Origin of the sequence: Congregibacter sp. (assembly GCF_045107095.1) — a bacterium.
Lineage (GTDB): Bacteria > Pseudomonadota > Gammaproteobacteria > Pseudomonadales > Halieaceae > Congregibacter.
Window position 1 is genome coordinate 1 of record NZ_JBGCFU010000103.1, and the last position, 23,748, is coordinate 23,748.

At 54.5% G+C, this 23,748-nt stretch carries 19 protein-coding genes and 1 tRNA gene; 10 read left to right on the forward strand and 10 right to left on the reverse strand.

From position 1 onward, the window contains the following. The 6 genes from AB8B76_RS12995 to AB8B76_RS13020 all read left to right on the forward strand — a co-directional run. On the forward strand, nucleotides 1-202 hold a 202-nt coding region (locus AB8B76_RS12995; RefSeq protein WP_405273080.1), incomplete at its 5' end, for a c-type cytochrome. Between the two features lie 136 nt (nucleotides 203-338). Then, on the forward strand, nucleotides 339-2,090 hold the full coding sequence (locus AB8B76_RS13000; RefSeq protein WP_405273081.1) for a DUF1592 domain-containing protein: 1,752 nt from the start codon (nucleotides 339-341) through the stop codon (nucleotides 2,088-2,090). Further along, nucleotides 2,087-3,421: a DUF1552 domain-containing protein gene (locus AB8B76_RS13005; protein ID WP_405273082.1), complete on the forward strand. Its 1,335-nt coding sequence runs from the start codon at nucleotides 2,087-2,089 to the stop codon at nucleotides 3,419-3,421. The genes AB8B76_RS13000 and AB8B76_RS13005 overlap by 4 nt, the downstream gene beginning before the upstream one ends. Before the next feature lie 16 nt (nucleotides 3,422-3,437). Next, the gene (locus tag AB8B76_RS13010; RefSeq protein ID WP_405273084.1) at nucleotides 3,438-4,829 is read left to right on the forward strand and encodes a hypothetical protein; all 1,392 of its coding nucleotides are present in this window, start codon (nucleotides 3,438-3,440) and stop codon (nucleotides 4,827-4,829) included. Next, nucleotides 4,826-5,950, forward strand: coding sequence for a hypothetical protein (locus tag AB8B76_RS13015; protein ID WP_405273085.1), 1,125 nt, complete (start codon nucleotides 4,826-4,828; stop codon nucleotides 5,948-5,950). The genes AB8B76_RS13010 and AB8B76_RS13015 overlap by 4 nt, the downstream gene beginning before the upstream one ends. A gap of 79 nt (nucleotides 5,951-6,029) precedes the next feature. Continuing rightward, the gene (locus tag AB8B76_RS13020; protein WP_405273086.1) at nucleotides 6,030-8,309 is read left to right on the forward strand and encodes a hypothetical protein; all 2,280 of its coding nucleotides are present in this window, start codon (nucleotides 6,030-6,032) and stop codon (nucleotides 8,307-8,309) included. A 28-nt stretch (nucleotides 8,310-8,337) separates the two neighbouring features. Here the strand turns inward: AB8B76_RS13020 and AB8B76_RS13025 are convergent, their stop codons facing one another. Beyond that, on the reverse strand, nucleotides 8,338-9,528 hold the full coding sequence (locus AB8B76_RS13025; protein WP_405273088.1) for an amidohydrolase family protein: 1,191 nt from the start codon (nucleotides 9,526-9,528) through the stop codon (nucleotides 8,338-8,340). Nucleotides 9,529-9,655: 127 nt separating this feature from the next. Then, a tRNA-Arg gene (locus AB8B76_RS13030) sits at nucleotides 9,656-9,732 on the reverse strand. A gap of 48 nt (nucleotides 9,733-9,780) precedes the next feature. Here AB8B76_RS13030 and AB8B76_RS13035 point away from each other — a divergent pair. From AB8B76_RS13035 to AB8B76_RS13045, 3 genes are all read left to right on the forward strand, one after another. Beyond that, nucleotides 9,781-9,921 (forward strand): hypothetical protein, encoded by a 141-nt coding sequence (locus AB8B76_RS13035; RefSeq protein ID WP_405273089.1) that lies wholly within the window; start codon nucleotides 9,781-9,783, stop codon nucleotides 9,919-9,921. A 75-nt stretch (nucleotides 9,922-9,996) separates the two neighbouring features. Next, a complete protein-coding gene (locus AB8B76_RS13040) occupies nucleotides 9,997-10,491 on the forward strand; it encodes a hypothetical protein (protein ID WP_405273091.1) in 495 nt (164 codons plus the stop codon). A 678-nt stretch (nucleotides 10,492-11,169) separates the two neighbouring features. Beyond that, nucleotides 11,170-12,291: a PilT/PilU family type 4a pilus ATPase gene (locus AB8B76_RS13045; RefSeq protein ID WP_405273093.1), complete on the forward strand. Its 1,122-nt coding sequence runs from the start codon at nucleotides 11,170-11,172 to the stop codon at nucleotides 12,289-12,291. 90 nt (nucleotides 12,292-12,381) lie between these two features. Here AB8B76_RS13045 and AB8B76_RS13050 read toward each other — a convergent pair whose 3' ends face one another. From AB8B76_RS13050 to pgi, 7 genes are all read right to left on the reverse strand, one after another. Next, the gene (locus AB8B76_RS13050) at nucleotides 12,382-13,383 is read right to left on the reverse strand and encodes an NAD(P)-dependent alcohol dehydrogenase (protein WP_405273095.1); all 1,002 of its coding nucleotides are present in this window, start codon (nucleotides 13,381-13,383) and stop codon (nucleotides 12,382-12,384) included. 91 nt (nucleotides 13,384-13,474) lie between these two features. After that, the gene (locus AB8B76_RS13055) at nucleotides 13,475-14,758 is read right to left on the reverse strand and encodes an acetyl-CoA hydrolase/transferase family protein (RefSeq protein WP_405273096.1); all 1,284 of its coding nucleotides are present in this window, start codon (nucleotides 14,756-14,758) and stop codon (nucleotides 13,475-13,477) included. 86 nt (nucleotides 14,759-14,844) lie between these two features. Beyond that, nucleotides 14,845-15,282 (reverse strand): DUF3429 domain-containing protein, encoded by a 438-nt coding sequence (locus AB8B76_RS13060; protein WP_405273098.1) that lies wholly within the window; start codon nucleotides 15,280-15,282, stop codon nucleotides 14,845-14,847. After that, nucleotides 15,282-15,824: a DUF3833 domain-containing protein gene (locus tag AB8B76_RS13065; protein ID WP_405273100.1), complete on the reverse strand. Its 543-nt coding sequence runs from the start codon at nucleotides 15,822-15,824 to the stop codon at nucleotides 15,282-15,284. Before AB8B76_RS13065 ends, AB8B76_RS13060 begins: the two co-directional genes overlap by 1 nt. A 226-nt stretch (nucleotides 15,825-16,050) precedes the next feature. Further along, nucleotides 16,051-16,416 carry a hypothetical protein gene (locus tag AB8B76_RS13070; RefSeq protein WP_405273101.1) on the reverse strand — a complete coding sequence of 122 codons (366 nt, stop codon included), beginning with the start codon at nucleotides 16,414-16,416 and terminating at the stop codon, nucleotides 16,051-16,053. Between the two features lie 189 nt (nucleotides 16,417-16,605). After that, a complete protein-coding gene (locus AB8B76_RS13075) occupies nucleotides 16,606-18,450 on the reverse strand; it encodes a propionyl-CoA synthetase (RefSeq protein WP_405273104.1) in 1,845 nt (614 codons plus the stop codon). A 148-nt stretch (nucleotides 18,451-18,598) separates the two neighbouring features. Then, complete coding sequence (pgi, locus tag AB8B76_RS13080; protein WP_405273106.1) at nucleotides 18,599-20,251, reverse strand: glucose-6-phosphate isomerase; 1,653 nt, start codon at nucleotides 20,249-20,251, stop codon at nucleotides 18,599-18,601. Nucleotides 20,252-20,456: 205 nt separating this feature from the next. On the opposite strand from pgi, the gene AB8B76_RS13085 reads away from it, so the two are divergent. Further along, a complete protein-coding gene (locus tag AB8B76_RS13085; protein ID WP_405273107.1) occupies nucleotides 20,457-21,734 on the forward strand; it encodes a cytochrome P450 in 1,278 nt (425 codons plus the stop codon). 76 nt (nucleotides 21,735-21,810) lie between these two features. On the opposite strand, the gene AB8B76_RS13090 is transcribed toward AB8B76_RS13085, so the two are convergent. Continuing rightward, nucleotides 21,811-23,748: hypothetical protein (locus AB8B76_RS13090; protein ID WP_405273109.1), on the reverse strand; the 1,938-nt coding region annotated here is incomplete at its 5' end.

A 23,748-nucleotide genomic window follows, 5' to 3' on the forward strand; every position in this document is an offset into this window, starting at 1 on the left:
CTCCATGATCAACGTGATTCTCTACGGACCTGCAGCACCTCAGGCCGATCTGCCCCCCAAATGGCGCGAACCCATGGAAGAGTTTCAATACATCCTGGACGATGACGAGATTGCCGCTGTAGCCACCTTCATACGCCACTCCTGGGAAAACAACGCTAACACGGTGTCTGGCAAACAAGTCGCTCGCCAGCGTTGGGAGTAACAGTGGGAGTAGCAGTGGGAGTAGCAATGGGAGCGGGAATAAAGGCAGTGTTGAAAACAGCGTCTGAAGGGATATGAGGCGTCAGAGCGTTCACCGGTGCTATTATCAGTCGCACCTCCGATACGAGGGTTGATACTTGTTTAATTTCGGCCGAGACCGATCGATTTTTACCTCGCTGCTTGCAGCAGCAGCAACTGCCTGCCTACTCCTGAGCGCTTGCAGCGACTCCCCACGCCCGACAGTTAGCGGAGCATCCGACTTACGCGTACGGCTGCTTACGAGTGCTCAATACAGCAACAGTATTTCCCACATCTTTGGCAGCGATGTCAGCGAAAGTGTTATCCCTCCTCTACCACCCCTACCCCGCAAAGATGGTCTGCTGGCATCTGGCGCCGCTTTTGTGGGACTGACTTCAGATCAGGTTTCACAGATTCAGCAAGCGGCTACAAGCATCGCAGCACAGGTCGTGGACGGCAACCACCGCGACTACCTCGTGCCGTGTCAGCCAGAAGCGCGCGGCAAGGCAGACGACCAATGTGCCGAGACTTTTGTCAGAGAAACAGGCCGGATGCTTTTCAGGCGACCTCTTGAAGAAACCCGTCTCGCCGACCTCGTTACCGTTGCTCGTCGCGCGACAGAAAAGACCGGGGATTTTTACGAGGGTTTAGCGCTGGCCCTGGAAACCCTGCTGATCAGTCCTGACTTTCTGTTCCTCATCGACAAGGCAGAGCCTGATCCAAACAACCCCGAGGCAATGCGCCTGGATGCCTACGCTCTGGCATCGCGACTTAGTTTCTTTTTGTGGAACGCGGCCCCCGATGCCGAACTCCTTGATGCCGCCGAGGCGGGCGATCTGCATACCGAAGAAGGTCGTGCACTAGCAGTAGACAGACTCATGGCAAGCCCGAGACTCGAAGTCGGCATGCGGGCATTTTTCGACGACATGCTGGCCTTTGACGACTTTGAGAGCCTCGCTAAAGATCCCATCGTCTATCCCAATGTCACGGCAAAAACGCTGGCGGACGCCCGAGAACAGACCCTTCGTACCATTGTAGATCATCTACTTTTGCAGGAGGCCGATTACCGCGACCTCTTCACCACGCGTAAAACCTACATGTCGATGTCTCTCGCAGCACTTTATGGCATTCCTACGCAAAGCGGTTGGGCTCCCTACGAATTCAATGAAGAGGATCATCGAGCGGGCCTTTTGACCCACGTAAGTTTTCTCGCGGCTAACTCCCACGCGGTGCGCAGCTCACCGACGCTCCGCGGCAAAGCCATGCGCGAACTTTTGCTGTGTCAGCACGTTCCCGACCCTCCACCCAATGTCGATTTTTCAACGCTGGAAGACGCTGGCGACGTATCGACCGCACGAGAGCGCCTGAAAGTGCACAACACCAACCCTTCCTGTGCGGGTTGCCATCTGATTACTGACCCCATGGGACTCGCTCTCGAGAACTTTGATGGCGCTGGCGGTTACCGCGACACGGAGAACGGCGCTATTTTGGACATTAGCGGTGAACTCGACGGGGTTTACTTTGATGACATTCAAGGACTCGGCGTCGCCATGCGCAATCATCCCAAGCTATCCGCTTGCCTGGTTAACCGTCTCTACGCCTATGGAACCGGTGGCCCTGTATCTCTCCGCTATGATCGAGATATCCTCAAGCAATTTGAAGAACGCTTTGTATCCAACGAGCACCGCGTCCCGGCGCTTTTGCGCGACCTCAGTATGAGCAGTGCGTTCTCGTCGATTCGTATGATTCAAGAAACTGGTGTCGCAGAAGTCAATGCCGTGGACGGCTCTGTTAGCCGGGCCTCAACACGACTCTTAGCTGGTAGACAAAACCCAGATCTCATCCAAACTCAGGAGGAAGCAAACCGATGAGCCGATTGAATCGCCGCCGGTTTCTACGGGGCACTTTGCAAGGCGCAGCAGTCAGTGTAGCGCTCCCGTTTTTAGATGCGTTTCTGGACGGGAACGGAAAAGCCCTCGCTTCGGGACGATCCATTCCTACCCGCTTCGGAACCTGGTCCTGGGGATTGGGTATGAACCGCGACGTGTTTGTACCTAAAAAAACCGGGGCTAACTTCGATCTTCCGCCAGAAATCGCCCCGCTGGCATCGGTGCAACAGCACATCAATCTGTTTACCAACTTCGACGTGTTTAAAGACGATGCGCCGAACCTATGTCACCACTCGGGCTGGGTGGTACTGCGCTCAGGCACAGCTCCGACGTCGCGTCCTAACAGGCCCGGAGAGACTATCGATGTGTCTATCGCGAGAAAGCTTGGCAACCAAACGCGTTTCCGCAGCCTTAGCGCAACGGCTACCGGCGATGTACGCGATAGTTTCAGCTATGAAGCGGGGAACTCGGTGAACGCGCCGGAGTGGTCACCGCTGCGTTTTTACCAAAGACTGTTTGGCGCGGATTTTCAAAACCCCAACGCCGAAACCTTCACCCCTGACCCAAGACTGATGATCAGAAAAAGTGCTTTGTCGTCAGTGCAGGAAGATGCAAAAAAACTGAATCAATCGCTGGGAGCAGAAGATCGCGCAAGGCTCGATCAATACTTTACCGGGATTCGTGATTTGGAGCGGCGTTTTGATCTGCAACTTACAAAGCCCGACCCCCTCGAGGCCTGCGTCATCAGCGAGAATCCCGAAGATCTGCCCAGCGGTTTGAATGCAGATCTGGTTTCCAAACGGCATCGCATCATGACGGACCTGATGCTTATGGCCGTCGCCTGCGATCAAACGCGGGTCTTCAACATGTTCTACGCGTCAGCTTTCTCGGCGACGACAAAGCCGGGATACGACAAACCTCATCACACAGCAACCCACGAGGAAGCAGTAGACGAAAAACTTCGCTATCAGCCCAACGTTTCCTGGTACACACGCCGAGCGATGGAAGAGTGGGCTTACTACGTGCAAAGCCTAGCTGACTTTCGTGAAGGTGACGGATCTCTACTGGATAATTCATTGATCTATGCTACGACCGATCAGTCATTTGCCAAGATGCACGCCATTGACGGCATCCCTATGTTCACAGCCGGCAATGCCGGAGGCAAAATCAAAACGGGGTTGCACATCGACGGCGGCGGCAGTCCCGGATGTCGTCTTGGCTACACGGCACAACGGCTTATGGGACTAGACATCGAGAGCTGGGGCACCAAGAGCAACACGACGTCCGCGGCTATCGGTGAAATCCTTGTTTAGAGTGCCGCTGTTAGCAATGAATCTACATTTGTTAAAGAACGTGGCCGCAATCCTTTTTATCGCCGCCACGTCTCTTTACTCTGTCGCAGCAGCGTCTGACGACTCCCAACAAGCTGGGGATCATCGAGAGGCCTATCGCGAAGCCCCTATGCCACCGCGATTCCACATAGAGCACACGGAGCTAGAGGGTCCTGTGTTTGCGAACGAGCAAGGCAAGACTCTTTACACCTGGCCTCAGCTAAAGCTGCGCAATGGCTATAGCGGAGAAGCCGCAGGACAAACTGCTTGCTACGACGAAGTGGTGACAGTCACCGCGGGACTAATGAGCCCCTACCCTCCGGGCATTCAATTACCCGAAATAGAAACCAGACCCAGTTGTACGGATCTTTGGCAGCCGGTCCTGGCCGACACCGACGCAGAACCCCTTGGCGACTGGAGTCTTCTCCTTCGAAAGGATGGTGCACGCCAATGGGCGTATAAAGAGCAGGCGCTCTACACCTCCGTTCGAGACAAACAACCGGGCGATACCTATGGAGGATCGCGACGTAAGCGCCGTGCTGACGGCAGTGGCGAGGGTGACGCGCCAGCAGGTCGCGTCCCCGCCGGGCCTCCTGCACGACTACCACCGGGATTTGCTGTGAAAACCACCAGCCTCGGACGTATGCTCACTACGCATCAAAACTACGCGGTCTACGCCTACAAAAACGACAGCGCGGAGAGCGTTGCCTGTATCGAGGAGTGCCTCCGTGAACGGAAGCCTGTGCTCGCGCCCGCCCTAGCCCGAGCTTTTGATGAATGGACAGTGTTGGAGCGCGCACCGGGCGTACGTCAATGGGTTTTCCGCGGGTCTCCGCTGTATACCTACACACAAGACCCTGAACCCTGGAGCCAGGTAGGCAGTGACGAGTCCGGGTGGAGCAATGTGTTTACTCAGCGTGTTCCGAGCTTGCCACCCAGCTTTACACTGCAGCAGACACTCGCCGGCATGGTTCTAGCTGACGCCAAGGGAAAAACCATCTATACCTATCAATGTGGAGATGACTCGGTGGACCAGCTCGCCTGTGACCATCCCGACGACACACAAGTCTATCGACTCGCGATCTGTGGCGGTGGTGATGCAAAACGATGCGCAGAGCACTGGCCTTACGTAAGGGCAAACGATGAAGAGTCGAGTGCTAGCCGCGCTTGGCGCATTGTGAATATCAATCCAGAAACAGGCCGCTTTGTCGCCGCAAGCGACCCCAAGGCATTGCGCGTCTGGGCCTATCGAGATCGTCCGGTTTACACCTACTCCGGCGACAAAGTGCCCGGAGACGTCCATGGAGCGGGTACTGGCGAATGGCGCGGGAAGCGCAATGGTTTGCTGGCACATTGGGTCCGGGATGACTACATGAAGGGCATACAGTGATCACAAGCTTCTCGAAGCGCCGCAAAGACTCCAACGCTCGCCGCACAAGCGCTCAAGCGAATGTCCTCTTCGCGATACACCCCGCGACCCTTGCCGCAGCCCTGATTGCAGCACTGTTTACTTCAGGACTCAGTGCGCAAGTTGGCGATAGTCCTCTTCAGGACGGCAAAATTGGCTATGCCATGACCGACCTTTTCTGGGCGGTGTATCAAACAGATGACGCCAGGGAAGAATGTCCTGAGGGTTTCAATGATGGTCCCCGGGAACAGTTTGAACAGCTCTTCCCCGACCACACCGTAATGACCGTAGAGGACACACAGTTGCGCCAGGAAACCCAAACCTGGTTGCCCAGCACAGACTCTGACGGATTCGAATTCAAAGCCGTGCAAGGCCCCTACTCCTGGGGTCTGAACCTTGACGATGCGGTGTCCTCTGACGACTTTACACACCCCGATGGAACACCCGGCATCGACAACCAGGTGTACCGAGCAGTGGGCTGCGTCATTGGTTTTCGTGGCCCCGATGGCGTGGAATACATATTTCAGAACAAAGCCATACTCGATCAAAACTATAGCCGCATGATGATTGAGCTCGATGGCGTAGACGATCTTCAGAACGATGACTCTGTGACCGTCACATTGTACCGCGGCCGGGATCGTTTGCTCACCGATGCCACAGGACTTAACGTGGTGCCGGGCGGCTCACAGCGCATTGATCGACGCTGGGGCGAAAGCCTGATTCGCCAAACCACCGGACGTATTGAAGACGGCGTGTTACGTACAGACCCCATCAAGGAAGTCATAATTCCCTGGATGAATTTAGGCGTTCCCTCCATACAGATTATTCGGGACTTGCGTTTCGAACTGGCCTTGTCACCCGAAGGTGCCACGGGCCTCATCGCGGGTTATGCTGATATCGATGCCTGGTACTACCAACTTATCCGCAACGACTCGACGCACCATTTAAGTAATGGGCAGATATCAGGTATTTCTCTTTATAAAGCTCTTCGACGGTTTGCTGATGCCTACCCAGACTCCGAAAGCGGCAATCTCACCTCTATCTCCACAGCCTTAGACGTGAAGATGCGCCAGGTCTTCATCGTCGACACAGAGTCAGAATAAGTTGAAACGACAACCCCTACGCCGAAGCGGAAGCTTTTGGCCCGTATTTGCCTTCGTCGTAGTCTTTGCAGTTACGATCATGAGCGCCATCAATGTCGCTCTCATGGACACGGGTCTAGGCAACACGGTCGAGTTTTTACTGGGACTCGCGCTGGGTATCGCGGCTGTTTTGCTCGCGGCGATCTTGGTCTACCTCGCCATCAGTGCCTTCAAGGGCATACCGTTTGCTGTGCTCAGCATGGCCGGAGGCGCTCTCATCGCGCTTTGGTACCTGAAAGATAACAGCCCCGCGAGCATCGCCAGACGCTTCTTGAGTGAGCAAAGTTCAAGTCAAAGCTTCGCGCCGGATGCTTTTTCCGTTCCGTCATTGAGCATCCTGGCAGTGGCCATCGCTTTGATAGTGGGTTTGCTTTGGCTACTTTGGAAAAGCCAGTTCTCCGCTCTGACCGCAACCCGAAAAGTCTTGCTTGTCGTGGCCTGCCTCGGCTTTACGCTCGTGAGCGTTGGGACCGTCAGAACGCTCGTGAGCGATGGTTACAACCCCTACCCAAATGATGGCGCTCGCCCCGAGCGTCTTAGCAGGCTAAATCCATCGGGAAACCCTGCAGAAACCGGTGACTACACGGTGAGCCTGTTGACTTACGGCGCCGGAACCAACCCTCGTCGACCCGAGTTTGGCAGCGAAAGAGATATCGAGAGCCGCACGGTCGATGCTCGTAAACTGCTCCCTGAATGGACCACGTTCAAAAAGCGCATGCGCGAGGATTATTGGGGATTTGGTCTCGACAGCGCGCCACTCAATGGGCGCATCTGGATGCCTGGTGGCGAAGGCCCCTTCCCTCTTGTGCTGATAGTGCACGGTAATCATGGGATGGAGGACTACTCCGATGACGGCTACGCCTATCTCGGTGAGCTGCTGGCTAGCCGAGGTTTTGTAACGGTGTCTGTTGATCAGAACTACATCAATGGCAGCTGGTCGGGTGACTTCCAGGGTAAAGAAATGGCGGCTCGAGGATGGCTACTGCTCGAGCATCTCGCTTTATGGCGAGATTGGAACCTTACGCCCGGCCACCCCTTTGAGTCCAAGATTGACATGAACAATCTCGCGCTCGTGGGTCATTCCCGGGGAGGTGAAGCAGTATCGATTGCGCATAGCTTCAATCGACTGAGTCATTTCCCTGATGATGCCACCGTCAGCTTTGACTACGGCTTTAATGTTCGAGCGCTGGTAGCTATTGCTCAGGTAGATCAGCGTTATCACCGTCGCGTACAGCTGCGCGACGTCGACTTTTTCAGTATCCATGGCAGCTATGACAGCGACGAACCGGCTTACCACGGACTTCGCCAGATGAACCGCATCAGCTTCAGCAACGCGGACTATCATTTTAAGGCAGGAGTCTATCTTCATGGTGCCAATCACGGCCAGTTTAATTCTGGCTGGGGACGTTACGACTACTCTGCACCGGGCTCCTGGACACTCAACACGGCTCCCATCATCCCCGGAGAAGAACAGCGGGAAGCTGCAAAGGTTTATATCTCAGCGTTTCTCGAATCGTCTCTGCACCGTGACGAAAGTTTTATTGATTACCTAAAAGACCCGAGATCCTTAGCTACGTGGCTCCCCGCGCAGACCTACGTCCATCAATTCGCTGACTCAAGCTTTATGAGCATCGCCAATTTTGAAGAAGACATAGACACAGCCACTGCGAGTCATAGCGATGCCCGTATTGCGGGGCTAAACCTCGCAGTGTGGCGAGAGGAGGCATTGCGGCATAGGGATAAACGGCTTCAGGGTAGTAACGCGGTTGTTATTGGATGGAATGGAGCTGACGCGAGCTACGCTATCCGTGGGCTTGATTACGGCTTTGCGAGTGAAGAGCGTTCGCTGGTGTTTGCAGTCAGTGGTTCTACAGAAAAACTGCCAGACTTACCTACCGACGGAGACTCTCCTCAATCCGGCGGCTCAAAGAGCCCGACCATAGCCAACTTCAGCGTCAGCTTACTCGCCAATGGATCACAAGCCGCGACCTTGGCGGTATCGGAGTTTGCGCAGCTCATTCCGCCGGTCCGTGTGCAATACCTTAAGAACAAAAAGCAGAATAAAGAACAGTACAACGCCGTGTGGGAGCCAGTACTGCAGTATGTCGAGATTCCTTTTGAGGCATTCAGGGCGGCGCACCCAGAGCTCTTACTGGCAGAGATCGACGGCATTCGATTTGATTTTGATCAGACTGACAAAGGGATACTCATTCTGGATGACATCGGGAGCGTCCAACGTACCCGCGCCGCAGTAACATCTAAAACAGAAGTGCCTGCTACTGTTCCTGTACTCGAGGGCAATCTTAACGCTCAGCGCTGAGATCTACACTTCAACCCCAAGAACAGAATCACGGGGTGTAAACAACGCCCCCCTTCATAACCATAGTTACTTCTCGAAGCTTCGAAATGTCGCTGAGCGGGTTACCACGAACTGAGATTAAGTCGGCAAGCAATCCCTCTTCAACCCGTCCCAGAGTGTCATCGAGATGAAAGATATCAGCATTCCCGGAAGTGGCGGCGCGAAGCGCATCGGTTGCTGACATACCGTAATCGACCATCATTTCCAGTTCACGAACGTTGTCTCCATGCGGGTAGACACCGACGTCACCACCAAAACAAATATCCACGCCGCTCTTCAAGGCCGCTTGAAAGGATTCACGCTTCTGGCTAATTCGCGCAGGCTCTGGGTCGACTCCCTTCACCCAACCACCATATTGGGAAATGGCATCTCCCGCGGCTAAGGTTGGGCATAACGCGACGCCGTTCTTCTTCATGAGGCGCAGTACCTCTGGAGTCGCGCCATCACCGTGCTCGATGGTTTCGACGCCCGCAAGCACCGCGCGGCGCATCGCCTCAGCAGTGGCTGCATGCGCCGCAACACCTCGGCCGCTGCTGCGTGCCGTATCAACGATGGTCTTGAGCTCCTCAACAGAGAAGGTCGCAGCGGCAGTGCCACCGGGACCCCAGCGGTAGTCTGCGTAGACTTTGACGAAATCTATGTCACGACCGATCTGACTGCGCACTACTCGGATCAAGTCGTCAAAGCCATCTGCGGTCTCAGCTCCGAGAGGTACCGTCACGCCTTCGTGAAACCCTTTTGGTCCATAGCTACCGGTCGCCACAATAGCTCGGCCGGCAACGATCAGTCTTGGGCCTGGCACCAGACCGTTATCTATGGCGTCACGGACGGACACATCAGCGTAGCCCGCGCCCTCCGACCCCAGATCGCGCATTGTGGTGACGCCCGCCAAGAGACTGTCTCGAGCATGATTAACCGCTCTCACCACCCGCTCCGCCTCGGACTCCTTGAGAACCTGATCGTTCCAAGGCGTCTCGTTGTAGGGGTGCAAAAGGACATGTGAGTGGCCCTCAATAAGCCCCGGGAGCAAGGTCTGACCCTCAAGGACCCGCGTGTCATCTATCACGACCTTGGGCTTTTCACCCTCTGGTCCTGCGTAAAGAATGCTCTGGTCAGAGATCAGTACAACCCAGTTATCGTGCAGCTCGTTGCCGTCAAACACACGGTCGGGCTTCAGCATGGTTATTTCGGATTTCGCCGCTTGGGAGAACACAAAACAGTGGGTCAGCAGAAGAACGAGGAATAACGGTTTCATGAAAAGCCTCAGTGCATTCCGAGGCCTTATGGCAATCAAGGCCCTGGGCGATTGGTCCGCCTGGCAAGAGTCGAACTTGCGACCTGCCGCTTAGGAGGCGGCTGCTCTATCCTGCTGAGCTACAGGCGGGAAATTTTGGTGGTACTTTTGGTTGTGCTTATAGGTAAGAGTACCGCCGTGAGTTTGGATTATATCAAAAGCAACATTCGCGCACCGCAGAATCTGACGTTGGCCGCTGGCGAGGCATCAACAGCGGACGTTCACGAAGGTGTCGATGAGACAGCCGCTATCGACCCTAAGCTGCCGGCGGCATGTTAGGGTTGAGGAAATCCGCCAAATCCCTCCCAAAAGAAGATCGGCGCTTCCAACAAAAATTAATGTAGGAATGAACCTGTGACTGCCAACAGACTGAATATTTGGGTTGCGATAGCGGAGATAATCTCCGCAGGTGCCGTCGTGATCTCTTTGATTTACGTCGGTCTCGAAATAAATCAGAGCACCCTGGAGTCGGAAGCCGATATTCAGGCAGAGCTGTTGTCGTACACCACTCGACGACGGTACTTGGTAATTGAAAGTAGCGATTTATCCTCGATATTGCATAAAGGATATACCGATGCCAGTCAGCTCTCACCTTCCGAAATGCTGCGGTTCCAAGGATACGTTGAGTTGCTCTACGTCGCATGGGAGAGGCTCTATATGAGCTATGACGCCGGCGTTTTGTCCGAGGGACTTTTCGTTGAATGGAATCGCTGGTTTATTTCAGTTGCGGCACGCGACCCAGCATTCGTTTGGCCCATGGTGCGCGACTCCCAAGGTTGGGGTTCTATTTTTGTCCAGCACGTGGACGCTTCGCTAGGGTATCCAAAACCTGATCAGTTACCAGATTAGTTGTCACCTGTTGGCCAAAAGCCGACCCACAGACGCCGAAACTAAAACCACCGCTTACAACCCAAATCGGACCCGGCACTTGGTCTCGTTTTCTTCAATTCCATGGTAATCAAAAGGAACAACGAGATCGGTACGGTTTCGGTGAAGTTGGCTTGTCCGCGTACCCATCTCAACAGTCCCGGGTCGTCACCGTTACCAAGAGATATCTTGGGTTTGAGCCGCTAAGCGCCAATCCGAATTGTAATCGGAACAAAGAGCAATCCTGGAATGGCTATGTAAATTGGCGTAAGGCTAAGACTATTTACGAAGTCCATGAACTCTCTCTCAACGAGTCGCTACGAGTCGTTACGAGTCGTTACGAGTCGTTACGAATACAGTCGCTAGTGAGCTACGATCAAAGAGTACTTTAAACAAACCTTAGCAGAGGGTTACCGTACGCGCTCAGTGGAGCAAGGCTGGTGAATATACTGAAGGGGCCGCGCCGCGTGAGTAAATCACTGCGTGCTGTCGTGAACATTAGATGCTGTAGGATGACCGTGGTCCCCCAGGCAATTCATGCAGCCCTTTAGAGGCGTTTGCCATAATATGGCGAGCCAGCTCCCTAGGGGACAAAGAACGCTTTTCGCGCCACGGCAGCAATGCCATACTGACTGCTCAGTAGAAGACGAGGTAGCACTGATGAGCGACATGGATCTCGAGATCGCCCCCTATTTGGCCCTTATGGTCAATAAGGACGGCGAGGACATCTACTTCCACTCGGGCGCAAAAATACTGATCAAGGGCCCGTTTGGTTTTGCCTGGCTTGGGGACCAGTTACAGCCCGGGCAGGTGGACCACATTTTCAGAACCATCGCCTCGGACAAAAAGATCATGGAGTTCGAAGAGCACGGTGAGGTCGACTTCAGCCTTGGAGTTCCAAACCTTGGCCGTTTTCGAGGATCTGCTTTCCGTCAGCGCGGTGAAACATCACTGGTTTTCCGCTACGTCCGCAATGAAATCCCCACGGTCGAAGCGTTGGGCCTACCCGCCGTGCTGAACGATCTTGTGATGGAGAAAAATGGCCTTGTGGTTGTAGTTGGTGCTACCGGTTCCGGTAAATCAACATCATTGGCTGCGATGATTGATCATCGCAATACAAATGCCGCGGGGCACATTCTTACGCTGGAAGATCCTATCGAATATCTCCATTCCCATAAACGCTCCGTAGTCGCTCAACGGGAAATCGGCGTGGATACAGACAGCTATAGCACCGGAATTCGATCCGCCATGCGCTCAGCACCGAACGTCATACTGCTGGGTGAGATTCGGGATGAGGAGACAATGGAATCTGCCTTGAAGTTCGCCAACACGGGCCACCTCTGTCTTACCACGCTCCACGCCAATAACGCTGTATCTGCTCTGGAACGAATGATGACTTTCTTCCCGCCCGAAGATCAGGGAAATGAAGTTGTCCGTATTGCGCAAAATCTACGGGGCATTATCTCGCAGCGACTTGTACCTACTGTTGACGGCGGTAAATGTGCGGCCATGGAGGTACTTGTCAACACTCCAAGAGTACAAGACCTGATTACCAAGCAGGACCTGACTGAGTTGAGGAGCACCATCGAGCAAGGCAGCAAGTATCAGATGCGCACCTTTGATCAGGCGCTCATTGAGCTCTATGAAAAAGGCACCATATCCGCGGAGACAGCGGTGGAGTACTCTGACTCCAAGAACAATGTGTCTCTGCATATCCGCCTTAACAAAGGCGACGCCTTTGATAACGTGGATCTTGAGCTCGACGAAATAGACCGACGCTAAGGCCGGGCGGGAGACTGCTCGGAGAATATCTGGGCACGCTTGACGTGCCCTGTTTGAAAGGCTGAGCTATAGCTCACCTACGGGCGCCAGCTAGCTCAGGTCCACACCAATCTTGCCAAAATGCTGACCACTCTCCTGATAGCGAAACGCGTCCGCAAGCTTTGCTAACTCAAAGCTACGATCAATAACCGGGCGTAGCTCCCACTCTTCGAAGGCCTTTGTCATGTTGGCTTGATGCTGGCGAGAACCTACGGTGATTCCAGACATCACGGCATTGCGCTGAAAAAACTCAGCAAGAGGCACCTCACCAGCGAGTCCTGTAAGCACACCGATCATACTGATCACACCACCGACCCGCAGCGCTCGCACGGATTGAGTAACCGTTCCGGGTCCGCCGACCTCCACAACCAAACTTACGCCACCGGTGAGTTCAGCTGCCACACGCCCCCATTCGGGTTGTTCCTTATAATTAATGACTTCATCGGCACCCATCGCCCGAAGCTTTTCAAGCTTCGCCTCACTGGAAGACGTGGCGACGACCTTGCACCCCATGTATTTGGCGATTTGAAGGGCAAAAATACTGACCCCACCCGTGCCCTGAACCAACACCCATTCGCCGCTTTTCAGGTTCGCCTCTTCCACCAACGCTCTCCAGGCGGTAAGACCCGCACAGGGTAAGGTCGCCGCCTCAGCAAAACTCATGTGCTTCGGCATGGGGGTAAACGCTTTCGCTGACATAGTCACAGTTTGGCTGGCAAAGCCGTCTACGTGGTCTCCGGGCACACCCAGGAGGCGATCCATCGTTGCGCCTCCGTCCTCCCAATTAGGGAAAAAGCAACTCATAACGTGATCCCCCACAGAGAACTCAGTAACCCCCACTCCCACCGCTGTCACCTCGCCAGCGCCGTCAGACATGGGTATTCGCCCCTCGTCCACAGGCAGCATGCCCACTGCAACAAGATAGTCGTGAAAATTAAGCGAACTCGCATGTACACGCACCTGTATCTCTCCAGCGGCTGGAGCCGCAGATCCAGTATCGCTGGCCGTTAAATTATCCAAGCCACCGGGTTTTACAACGTGCATGTATTGCATAAAGGTTCTCCTAAGAGGGATAAAGAATTAGATGAATGACTAGTCAGTTTTTTGGCTTTTCATAGCCGGCAGCGCGCGACCCGCCGCGCTCTTAGACCAGCTTTAGCTTTAGCGTGTCCCGAGCCTCGCGAGCCAGAGCCTCCTGAAAATCCGGGTGCGCAATAGCGATAAGATCCTTCGCCCGCTGCCCCAGTGATCGTCCTCGAAGCTGAGCCACCCCGAACTCTGTGACCACATAGTCTACCTGCGCGCGAGTAGTAACGACCCCCGCGCCCGCGGCCAGCGTGGTCACTAGCCGCGACAGAGCCCCTTTTTGCGCCGTGCTGGGAAGCGCAATAATCGACTTACCGTGTAAAGAGTAGGTCGCTCCAAGGACGAAGTCGACCTGTCCACCAACGCCAGAATAAATCTGATGGCCGATAGAGTCGGCGCAGACTTGCCCCGAGAGATCGATCTGCAGTGCGCTGTTAATAGACGTCACCTGCGCGTTCTTGGCTATAACCGTTGGATTGTTAACAAACTCAATATCCAGAAAAGTTACCTCAGGATTGTCATGAACGTGGGCATAAAGTTCGTCGCTGCCCATGGCAAAGCCCGTCACGCTTCTGCCTTTGGCTATCTTTTTATTCGCGTTGTTAATGACCCCCGATTCCAACAAAGGTAGCACCCCGTCAGAGAACATCTCTGTGTGCACGCCCAGATTCTGATGACCCCCAAGGCAACGCAAGGCAGCGTCGGGAATCGCCCCGATCCCCATCTGCAGACACGCGCCATCTTCCACCAAACTTGCCACGTGAGCGCCGATCTGGTTTTCGATATCAGAGCTGCTTTTGCCACTCACGTTAATCAGGGGTTCAGACAGCTGAAAAGCGCTGTGTATGTCCCGCACATTGATAAAACTGTCACCGTGCGTGCGGGGCATCAGCGGATTGATATGGGCGACGATTTTTTCCGCGACGTCACAGGCGGCCTTGGTCGCTTCCACGGAAATGCCAAGGGAGCAGTTGCCGTGACGATCTGGTGGCGATACCTGAATAAGAGCGGTGTCCACGCGCTGCTCACCTTTACGGAAAAGCTTGGGTATCTCCGAGAGAAACATCGGCACATAGTCCGCGCGTCCCTCGTTGATCAACTTACGTGTTTCTTTTCCGGCAAAAAAGCAGCGATGGCGAAGATGCTCCTCCATCTCGGGAGCTGTCACTTTATCTGCGTGCTCAAGGTGAAGCTGCATGAGGGTGATATCGGTATGAGAGACTACATGCTCAGCCAGCGCGTCAAGGAGTAGCACGGGGGTAGCCGCCATCGAGTGCGACCAGATGAACTCGCCGCTCCCAATTGCGCTCACGGCCTCTAATGCACTGTCGCAAAGTTTCATGGATTCTGGCACCGAAGAGCTAGTGAAGTATGGAGTCTAGCCTTCGCAATGTGGAATCCGCAATCCATACGGCCAGAGAGCAATGGTCAGGGAGACGCTCTTAGGGTCAATCCTATACAGAACATCACGTGGGTGATTACCGCAACCAAAGTCAGCCAGCTGCGCATGCGGGTGTACCAGACAACACGATCAGGCAACTGGCGCTCGTACCACAGCAGGGCCAAATGACCGAGCATCAGCATTACCGCCGCGATTAACGGCTGTGCGGTCAGCATTGCAAGCACCGCAAACAAAACAATGCCATTACTGATGAGAATTGCTGCGCCCTGCCCTACGGTTGGCTCAGGAAGTGTTTCCCCCCAAAGGGTACCTCCCAGAAAACAGAGTATCGCCGTGGAATAGAGCAGAAAGGTTCGCTGGGACAATGCCAGCAGCAGGTCATCGAGGAACATCACCCCGAGGGCCGCTCCAATAAAAGGAAACAATCCCGCCAACCCGAGGGCCTGCATTAGACGCATAGACATCAGGCGGCTGGCTCCAAGCGCTCTATCGTCAACACAATTTCACCCACACGGAAGCCTAACTTACGCATCTGGGATTCGTTGATAAGTACTTCTGGAGTCAGCAGGTACATCCGATCGTCAATACTGAGATCTATGCTTCCATCGCCATAGGGCACACGAAGCACGTAGTCGAGGAACATCGCGTTGCCAGCAACACTCGCACGCCCCTCGCCCACGACATCGCCTGCAGTCGCTACAAATCCTCCATCCTCCGATGGCGTGAGCGTCCATACGCGTCGGCTCTCTTCACCATCATCAAAGACAAAATCCTCTTCCAGCGTGCCGACGCCATCTGTCCAATGAGCCTTGATGTCCGCGCTAAATCGACGGATCACCAAGCCGCTGCGGTTCTTCAGCACGCCACGGGCGATGAGAGGTCCATCAAAGAACGATTGGGGCTTAAACTCTGGCGCAGCACCCGCGTAATCGTCAACAGAGATACTCCCGCAGGCAGTGAGGACAGAAAAGAGCGTGATAATGACGATCCGCTGAATAGCAGGCATAGCGTAGTCCGATGAAATAGCTTGATTCGGTTACGCACAAAGGCGCGCCGGGGATCAGTAGTACCCTGAGAACGTCAGATCGGAGGCAAAAAAAACCCGGCCAAGAGGCCGGGTTAAACAAATACATCCATCTGGGGGAGAGATGGTGTCTGCCGTAACGAGTAGTCGTTACAGACCCTTGTTACGCTGCCCCCGCTGCAGTCGGATCACCGACCTGGGAAAAAATTTACAAAGAGACTGTGCGACTCACCGCTTGGGCACCGTAAGCACAGGCTTCACTGTTGCTATAAGTCTCTAAACGACTATTCGCGACGTCCATCTCGCCCGACGAAAGACCAAACAGTAAGCCATCTATGTAGCCCAGAGCCTTGGCATAAATGACATCAACCTGCGCTTCAGAGAGATCACCCACCGCCTCGTCAAAACGCGAATTGAACTGATCTTCATTGAGGTAGCCCAGAGCATCATCGGCCAACACACAGCCAAGATGTGCCGCTGCGTTAAGCTCCACAGAGCTAAGGGTCAGCGCGTGAGTGGGAAGGCTCAACACCCCCATCACTAGAGAAAGTAAAAATGCACTGCGAAAATTCATAGCCGCAAGCTCTATAGATTCGATTGGGGGCACAATAACGGTGAAATGTGACACTTATGTGTCACAAAAATGACAAGAATATGACAGCAAATTGGCTCTCTAGCGCCCTAAAAGCCACCGCTAAGCAAAGGCGGTGACTATCCCGATCATGAGCGAAGCCCGCCGCCGTTCGCCGGTAACGCAGAGCGGTTATCCATTTGTGATTAGCGCGGCTATTTCGTCAAGAATAACCGGGTCATCAATGGTAGCCGGCACCTTAAACGCTTGGCCGTCGGCAATACTGCGCATCGTCGCTCGGAGGATTTTCCCTGAGCGAGTCTTGGGAAGGCGTTTGACGATGTAACACCGCTTGAACGCCGCCACGGGGCCAATAGTTGTTCGCACGGAAGCTATAACCTCTGCAACGATATCGGCCTCGCGCCGGGTGACGCCGTCAGATAAGACTATGAGACCCAGAGGCAGCTGGCCTTTTAGCGCATCCTTCACGCCAATAACGGCACACTCCGCAACATCAGGGTGTTCTGCCAGTACTTCTTCCATGGCCCCCGTAGACAGCCTGTGTCCTGCTACATTAATTACATCGTCGGTTCTGGCCATGACAAACACGTAAGCATTCTCATCGATGTAGCCGGCATCCCCCGTCTCGTAATACCCGGGAAAGCGCGAGAAATACGCCTGTTCATAGCGGTCATCGGCATTCCACAAGGTGGTGAAGGTACCCGGAGGTAACGGCAGCTTAATCACCAAAGCGCCAATGGCACCGGTCTCCACCGGGTCTCCCTGTTCGCCCAACACCCTCACGTCATAACCGGGGACAGCTCGGGCTGGCGAGCCCGGTACAACGGGCAAGGCCTCAATACCAAGGCAGTTCGCACAAATAGGCCAACCGGTCTCTGTCTGCCACCAGTGATCAATGACCGGCACCTCTAGCTGCCGCTGTGCCCAATGCAGGGTATCCGGATCACAACGCTCCCCGGCAAGAAACAAGGCCCTGAGGCTCCCAAGGTCATAGCCACCCATGAGACTCGCCTGGGGGTCTTCCTTACGGATGGCTCGAAAGGCGGTGGGTGCTGTGAAGAGCACACTGACTTTGTGCTGTTCGATCACGCGCCAGTACGCTCCGGCATCGGGAGTACCCACAGGCTTCCCTTCGTATAAAAGCGTGGTGTTACCACTAAACAAAGGCCCATAAACGATGTAACTGTGTCCGACGACCCAACCGACATCCGACGCTGCCCAGAAAACCTCACCGGGTGCGACGTTGTAGATGCTTTGCATACTCCACTTCAAAGCGACGATGCCACCGGCTGTGTCTCGAACCACGCCCTTTGGCTGCCCCGTAGTCCCCGACGTGTAGAGAATGTACAGCGGATGATTAGCCGGCACAGGAACGCAATCATGGGCGGTGGAATCAGCCATTGCATCCATCCAGGCAATATCCCGCCCGGGTAACATCTCTGCGACTAAGTCTGGACGCTGAACGATAATGCAGCAGTCAGGCTTGTGACTGGCAAGATCAATCGCTTCGTCCAACAGCGGCTTGTAAGCAATCACGCGGCTGGGTTCAATACCGCAAGATGCTGAAAGAATCAGTGAGGGTTCGGCATCGTCGATGCGCACAGCCAACTCATTGCTGGCGAAGCCACCAAACACGACGGAGTGCACTGCGCCAAGGCGAGCGCAGGCGAGCATGCCTATTACCGCTTCGGCAATCATGGGCATGTAAATGAGCACACGGTCACCCTTGCCCACGCCATTCGCGGCCATAGCCCCCGCGCAATGCGCTACGGCATCCAACAGCTGCGCGTAGCTGTAAGTGCGCTGATAATTGGTCACCGGGCTGTCGATGATCAACGCGGCTTGATCCGCCCTGCCGTTCGCGACGTGTAAGTCCAGCGCGTTGTAACAGGCGTTGGTTGTACCATCCGGATACCATCGATAGAACGGCGGCCGCGAATCATCCAGGAGACGCGTAGGCGGATCGAACCAGTGGATGTTTTGTGCTTCCTGCATCCAGTCAACACTTGCTGTCATGGCTTTGGAATCCTTCAAGTGATCTCTCTGCAGACTAACGATGGTCGGTGAGCCTCACAATTCGACGATGGTAGTAAAGCGCGCCTTGCAAAGCACGTAGCCTACAGCCCCCCCTGACGCTCCTGTGACTCTGACTCTGACCCCAAATCTAGCCTCGTCGATTGCGAATCCATTGCAGAAGTTGTTCGGTAGACGGATCGAGCACTGTAGTTTCATCGCTCGCACCGCCCGCAAGACGCGGCAGGATTTCGCTAGCGAGTTGCTTACCCAACTCCACGCCCCACTGGTCAAAAGAGTTTATGCCCCAGATCACGCCCTGAACAAAAATCTTGTGCTCATAAAGTGCGATTAGTGCGCCCAAAGTCTCTGGTGTTAAGCGATCCATGAGTATCGTGTTGCTAGGGCGATTACCCTCAAAGACTTTGTGAGGCGCTAGGACTTCGACAGCGTCCGCGCTGAGTCCTTCGCTGGACAGTTCTTCCCGAACCTCCTCCAGCGACTTTCCGCACATGAGCGCGCGGGGCTGGGCCAAAAGATTCGCCAGTAACTTTGGGTGATGGTCGCCTAACTCCGCTTGTGAGTTGACTGCACCGATAAAATCACAGGACACCAGCTCGGTTCCCTGATGCAAGAGCTGATAGAACGCGTGCTGCCCGTTGGTACCCGCCTCGCCAAAAATCACTGGACCTGTCTTAAGGGCGCTCCAATCTCCGTCGCGGCACACAGACTTGCCGTTGGATTCCATATCGGCCTGCTGCAAATAGGCAGGAAGTCGATGTAAGTGCTGGTCGTAAGGAAGGACCGCATGAACTCCGATACCCTCAAGGTTACGATTCCAAATCCCTATCAACGCTAACAGGGCGGGCATATTTTCGGCGAGATCCGCATGGCGAAAATGCTCGTCCATGGCAAAGGCTCCGTCGAGTAAACGCAGAAAATGACCCGAACCTACTTGAAGGGCAATAGAAAGACCAATAGATGACCAGAGGGAATAGCGTCCTCCCACCCAATCCCAAAACCCAAAAGTGTTTTCCGCTGAGATGCCAAAGGCGGCCACAGCAGCCTCATTGGTGGATAAGGCAACAAAGTGATTCTTCGCGGAGTCCTGATCTCCGCCATGCTTCAGGAACCAGTCCATAGCGCTACGCGCGTTCGTCATCGTTTCCTGGGTCGTGAAGGTTTTGGACGCCACAATAAACAAGGTTGTTTCCGTATCTAGTTGCATCAGCGTGTCAGCCATATGCTGACCATCAACGTTGGATACAAAAAAAGCACGCCGCCCCTCTATCCAATAGGGACGCAATGCTTCGACAACCATGACTGGGCCTAGATCTGAGCCCCCAATACCAATATTGACGACCGTCGTAAGCGGCTTACCTGTGGCACCCAGCCGCCTTCCGCTAAGAACGTCATCCACAAAGGACAGCATGCGGTCCCGCTCCGCGCTGGCAGTTGCGCAGGCATCAACACCATCTACCCATACCGACCGACCCGAGCGGTCGCGCAGCGCCGTATGCAAAACGGCTCGATCCTCAGTGTTGTTGATGCGTTGGCCGGCAAACAAGCCTTGAATCTTCTCTGGCAGTTCACAGAAACTGGCGAGCTGCAGCAACAGCTGTAAGGCATCTTCTGACACATGGTTTTTGGAGTAATCGAGATGCAGACCCGCGGCATCCAGAGAGAAATTCTCGGCCCTATCGCTGTCATCGTCAAAGAGCGCGAGAATAGGCACATCCCCAAGGCGCTCCTGCTCTTCTCTCAAAGCATCCCAGACTAGTCTGCCGTTCTCTTCCGCTGTCATCGTCTATCCGTCCGAGCTCAATGCACTGATTCAATCAATGATAAACCCATAGAACCCTGCAAACCGTCATGAACGCCAAATTTTACGCTTCCCATCGCAAAAACTTGCCGCAAAAAGCGTTCTCCAAGCGCCACTCAGGGGCATGGCCGATCGACGATACTTTGCTTACAATCAGGGCCATCACTAAAAACAACGAGATGTCACTATGAACGCACCGGCACCTACCAGCCCAAAGATACCCGAGCACGATCCCGAGCAGGTCAATGTTGATCCCTACTCAGTGCCCCTAGATAAGCTGGACGTATCCAACCCTTACCTTTTTGAGGCGGATGTGCATTGGCCGTGGTTCAAGCGTCTCCGCGACGAAGCCCCCGTTCACTTCTGTGCCGAGAGCGAATTTGGCCCCTACTGGTCGATTACCCGCTACGAAGACATTATGACGGTCGACACCTCCCACAAGATTTTCTCGTCTGAGCCCGCTATTACGATTCGAGATCAGGATGACGACTTTCAGTTACCCATGTTCATCGCCATGGATCGACCCAAGCACGATGTGCAGCGCAAGACCGTAAGCCCCACGGTCGGTGCCGATGCCCTGCGCTACTTTGAACCGATTATTCGAGAACGTACTCAGGACGTACTGGACAATCTACCCGTTGGTGAGCCCTTCAACTGGGTAGAGCGCGTTTCTATCGAACTCACCACACGCATGCTAGCAACGCTGTTTGACTTTCCTTACGAAGAGCGCAGCAAGCTCACCTGGTGGTCCGACATGACCACGACGTTGCCAGGGCAAGGAATGGTTGAGACCGAAGATGAGTGGAAGCAGGAAATGCTTGGCTGTCTGGAGTTCTTTATTGGTCTTTGGAATGAGCGCGCAAAAGAGCCCCCTTCAAATGACTTCATTTCTCGTCTTGTGCACGGTGAAGCGACTAAAGACATGGAGCCCATGGAGTATCTGGGCAACCTGCTCTTGCTTATTGTTGGCGGCAACGACACTACGCGAAGTACTATGAGTTCCAGCGTCCTTTGCCTTGACCGACATCCTGAGCAGTTTGCTGAAATGAAGGCTGATCCGAGTCTGATTCCTGACATGGTTTCGGAGACCATCCGCTGGCAAACGCCGCTAGCCCACATGCGCCGCACAGCGCTGGAAGACACTGAGTTGGGTGGCCAGACAATTCGCAAAGGCGACAAGGTGGTGATGTGGTACGTCTCGGGTAACCGTGACGAGCGCTTCTTCGATAACCCCAACGATTACGATATTCACCGAGAAAATCTGCGCAAACACCTGTCGTTTGGTTTTGGGATTCACCGATGCATGGGCAATCGCCTGGCAGAGATGCAGCTTCACACCCTCTGGGAAGAAATCCTGGCGCGCTTCGACCGTGTGGAGGTCGTAGGCGAACCAGACCGCACTTTGTCGGTATTCGTGAAGGGTTACAGAAACCTCAACGTAATCTTGCATCCCAAAACCTCTTAAGCCCTAAAGCTTAAACGCGAGGCCAAAACAAAAAGGGCGGCCCGAAGGCCGCCCAATCACTCACGTCACAATCTGTTTAGAGCGAACCTTCAACGGTCCACCCAGCCCACCAGGGATCAGAGCCGTCGGGATTAACCGCACCGCTGTAATCCGTGGGGTCAAAGAAATCCGCCTCAAAGTCCTGAGGATCACCACCAGACACGCTTGGTAGAGCGAAAGATCCGCCAATAGCATCCCAGTCGATGGGTGTCAGGCCTGAAGCCGCCGCTGCCTGTGATGACAGGATGTCATCCAGAGCCGCTGCTTCTACAACTACCGAGCTGTTACCAACACCTGACTCGTTTGACAGTGTTCCACCATCGCCAGACTCATTTGCACAATCCTGGACCCAGTTGTTGAACACAAGCGCAGTGTTAATGTTTGTCTCTGCACCGTCTTCGATCTGCGCGCAGGTATCGAATGAACCCGTTGCGTCACCAGCGACCGTGATCACCATGTTGTGAAAGAAGCCACCCGTGCTGTCTTTGAACCGCATGATGAAGGGAGAGTCCTCAGCCTGTTTATCTGCGATCACAGTGGTGTTTACAACTGTTGGCTTGGACAACCACGCGAGGGAACCTTCTGTATCCATCTCGAAGGCCTCACCACTACCCTGGCCATGCTGTTTGATAAGAACATATTGCATATTGCCCTGATAGCCTTCGTCCCAATCGACAGAGTCATCATTGGCATTCACGACTACCAGGTGCTTCACGTTAGCGGTACCGCCGTAATACTCCACACCGTCATCGGTGGTCTCGTAGATCTGGATGAAGTCAAACTCAGTGCCAGAACCGACCGCGTTCAGGCTCAGTGCGTTGATTTCATCGCCGTCAGAGTTAATGGCTACGCCATTCTCCGCAAGGATTACGTAGCGCATCACTCCACTGTCATCCGCAGCGTTGTCTCCACCGATGAAGCCGGCTTCGCCTTCTCCGTCAACGTTGCAAGGAGTCGAGTCGCACGCGTTGTGCGGTGCAAATCCACTGACCTGCACACCACCCCATTCGCCGGGACCGGCGATGTCATCGTCAGCGGAAGAAAAGACGATGGGCGCCACCGCCGTACCCACAGCGTTAATGTCACTGCCACGTGTAATGTGCAGCACCGCTGCCGACAGTGGATCATCCGAGGGTAAGCCAACGATCGACACACCGGGTGCGATCGTCAGAGTTGCGTTCACCAGAGCAGCACCACCCTGACAGGTGGTCGCGTCTGTCAGCAGGCAGTTACCGTTACCGATATTCACGCGACCATCAAGCTGGTACACATTACCGGCTGTCAGGGTCAGATCACTCAGGTAAGTGCCATTCAGACGGCATACACCCGACTCAACTTCTTCTGTGCCCTCAGGGCATCCCTCAACGACAGGAGGCATCGCATTGCCTGCACCAAAGTCCAGCGTCCAGCCAGCCCACCAGGGGTCAGAACCGTCAGGGTTTACCGCGCCCATGTAGGTAGTCGGCTCAAAGAAGCTAGCATCGAAGTCTTGAGGATCGCCAGCGGCGGTGCTGGGAAGATCGAATGCGGCGCCTATGGCATCCCAGTCGATAGCCGTAATGCCTGAAGCAGCAGCAGCTTGGGACGCAAGAATATCGTCAAGTGCCGCAGCAGCGATAACTATAGAGTCGTTATCCACCGAAGGCTCATTTGACAACATGCCTCCCGCGCCAGGCTCGTTAGAGCAATCCTGAATCCAATTGTTGAACACCAAAGACATATTGATGTTGACTTCTGCGCCGTCTTCGATCTGCGCGCAGGTATCGAAAGTACCTGTTGCATCACCGGAAACGGTCATCACCATGTTGTGGAAGAAGCCCCCGGTGCTGTCCTTAAAGCGTGTAATGAAAGGCGTATCATCAGCTTGCTTGTCGGCAATAACAGTCGTGTTGACGACCGTAGGCTTGGACAGCCACTCTAACGAACCTTCTGTATCCATCTCAAAGGCTTCTCCGCTACCATCGCCGTGCTGCTT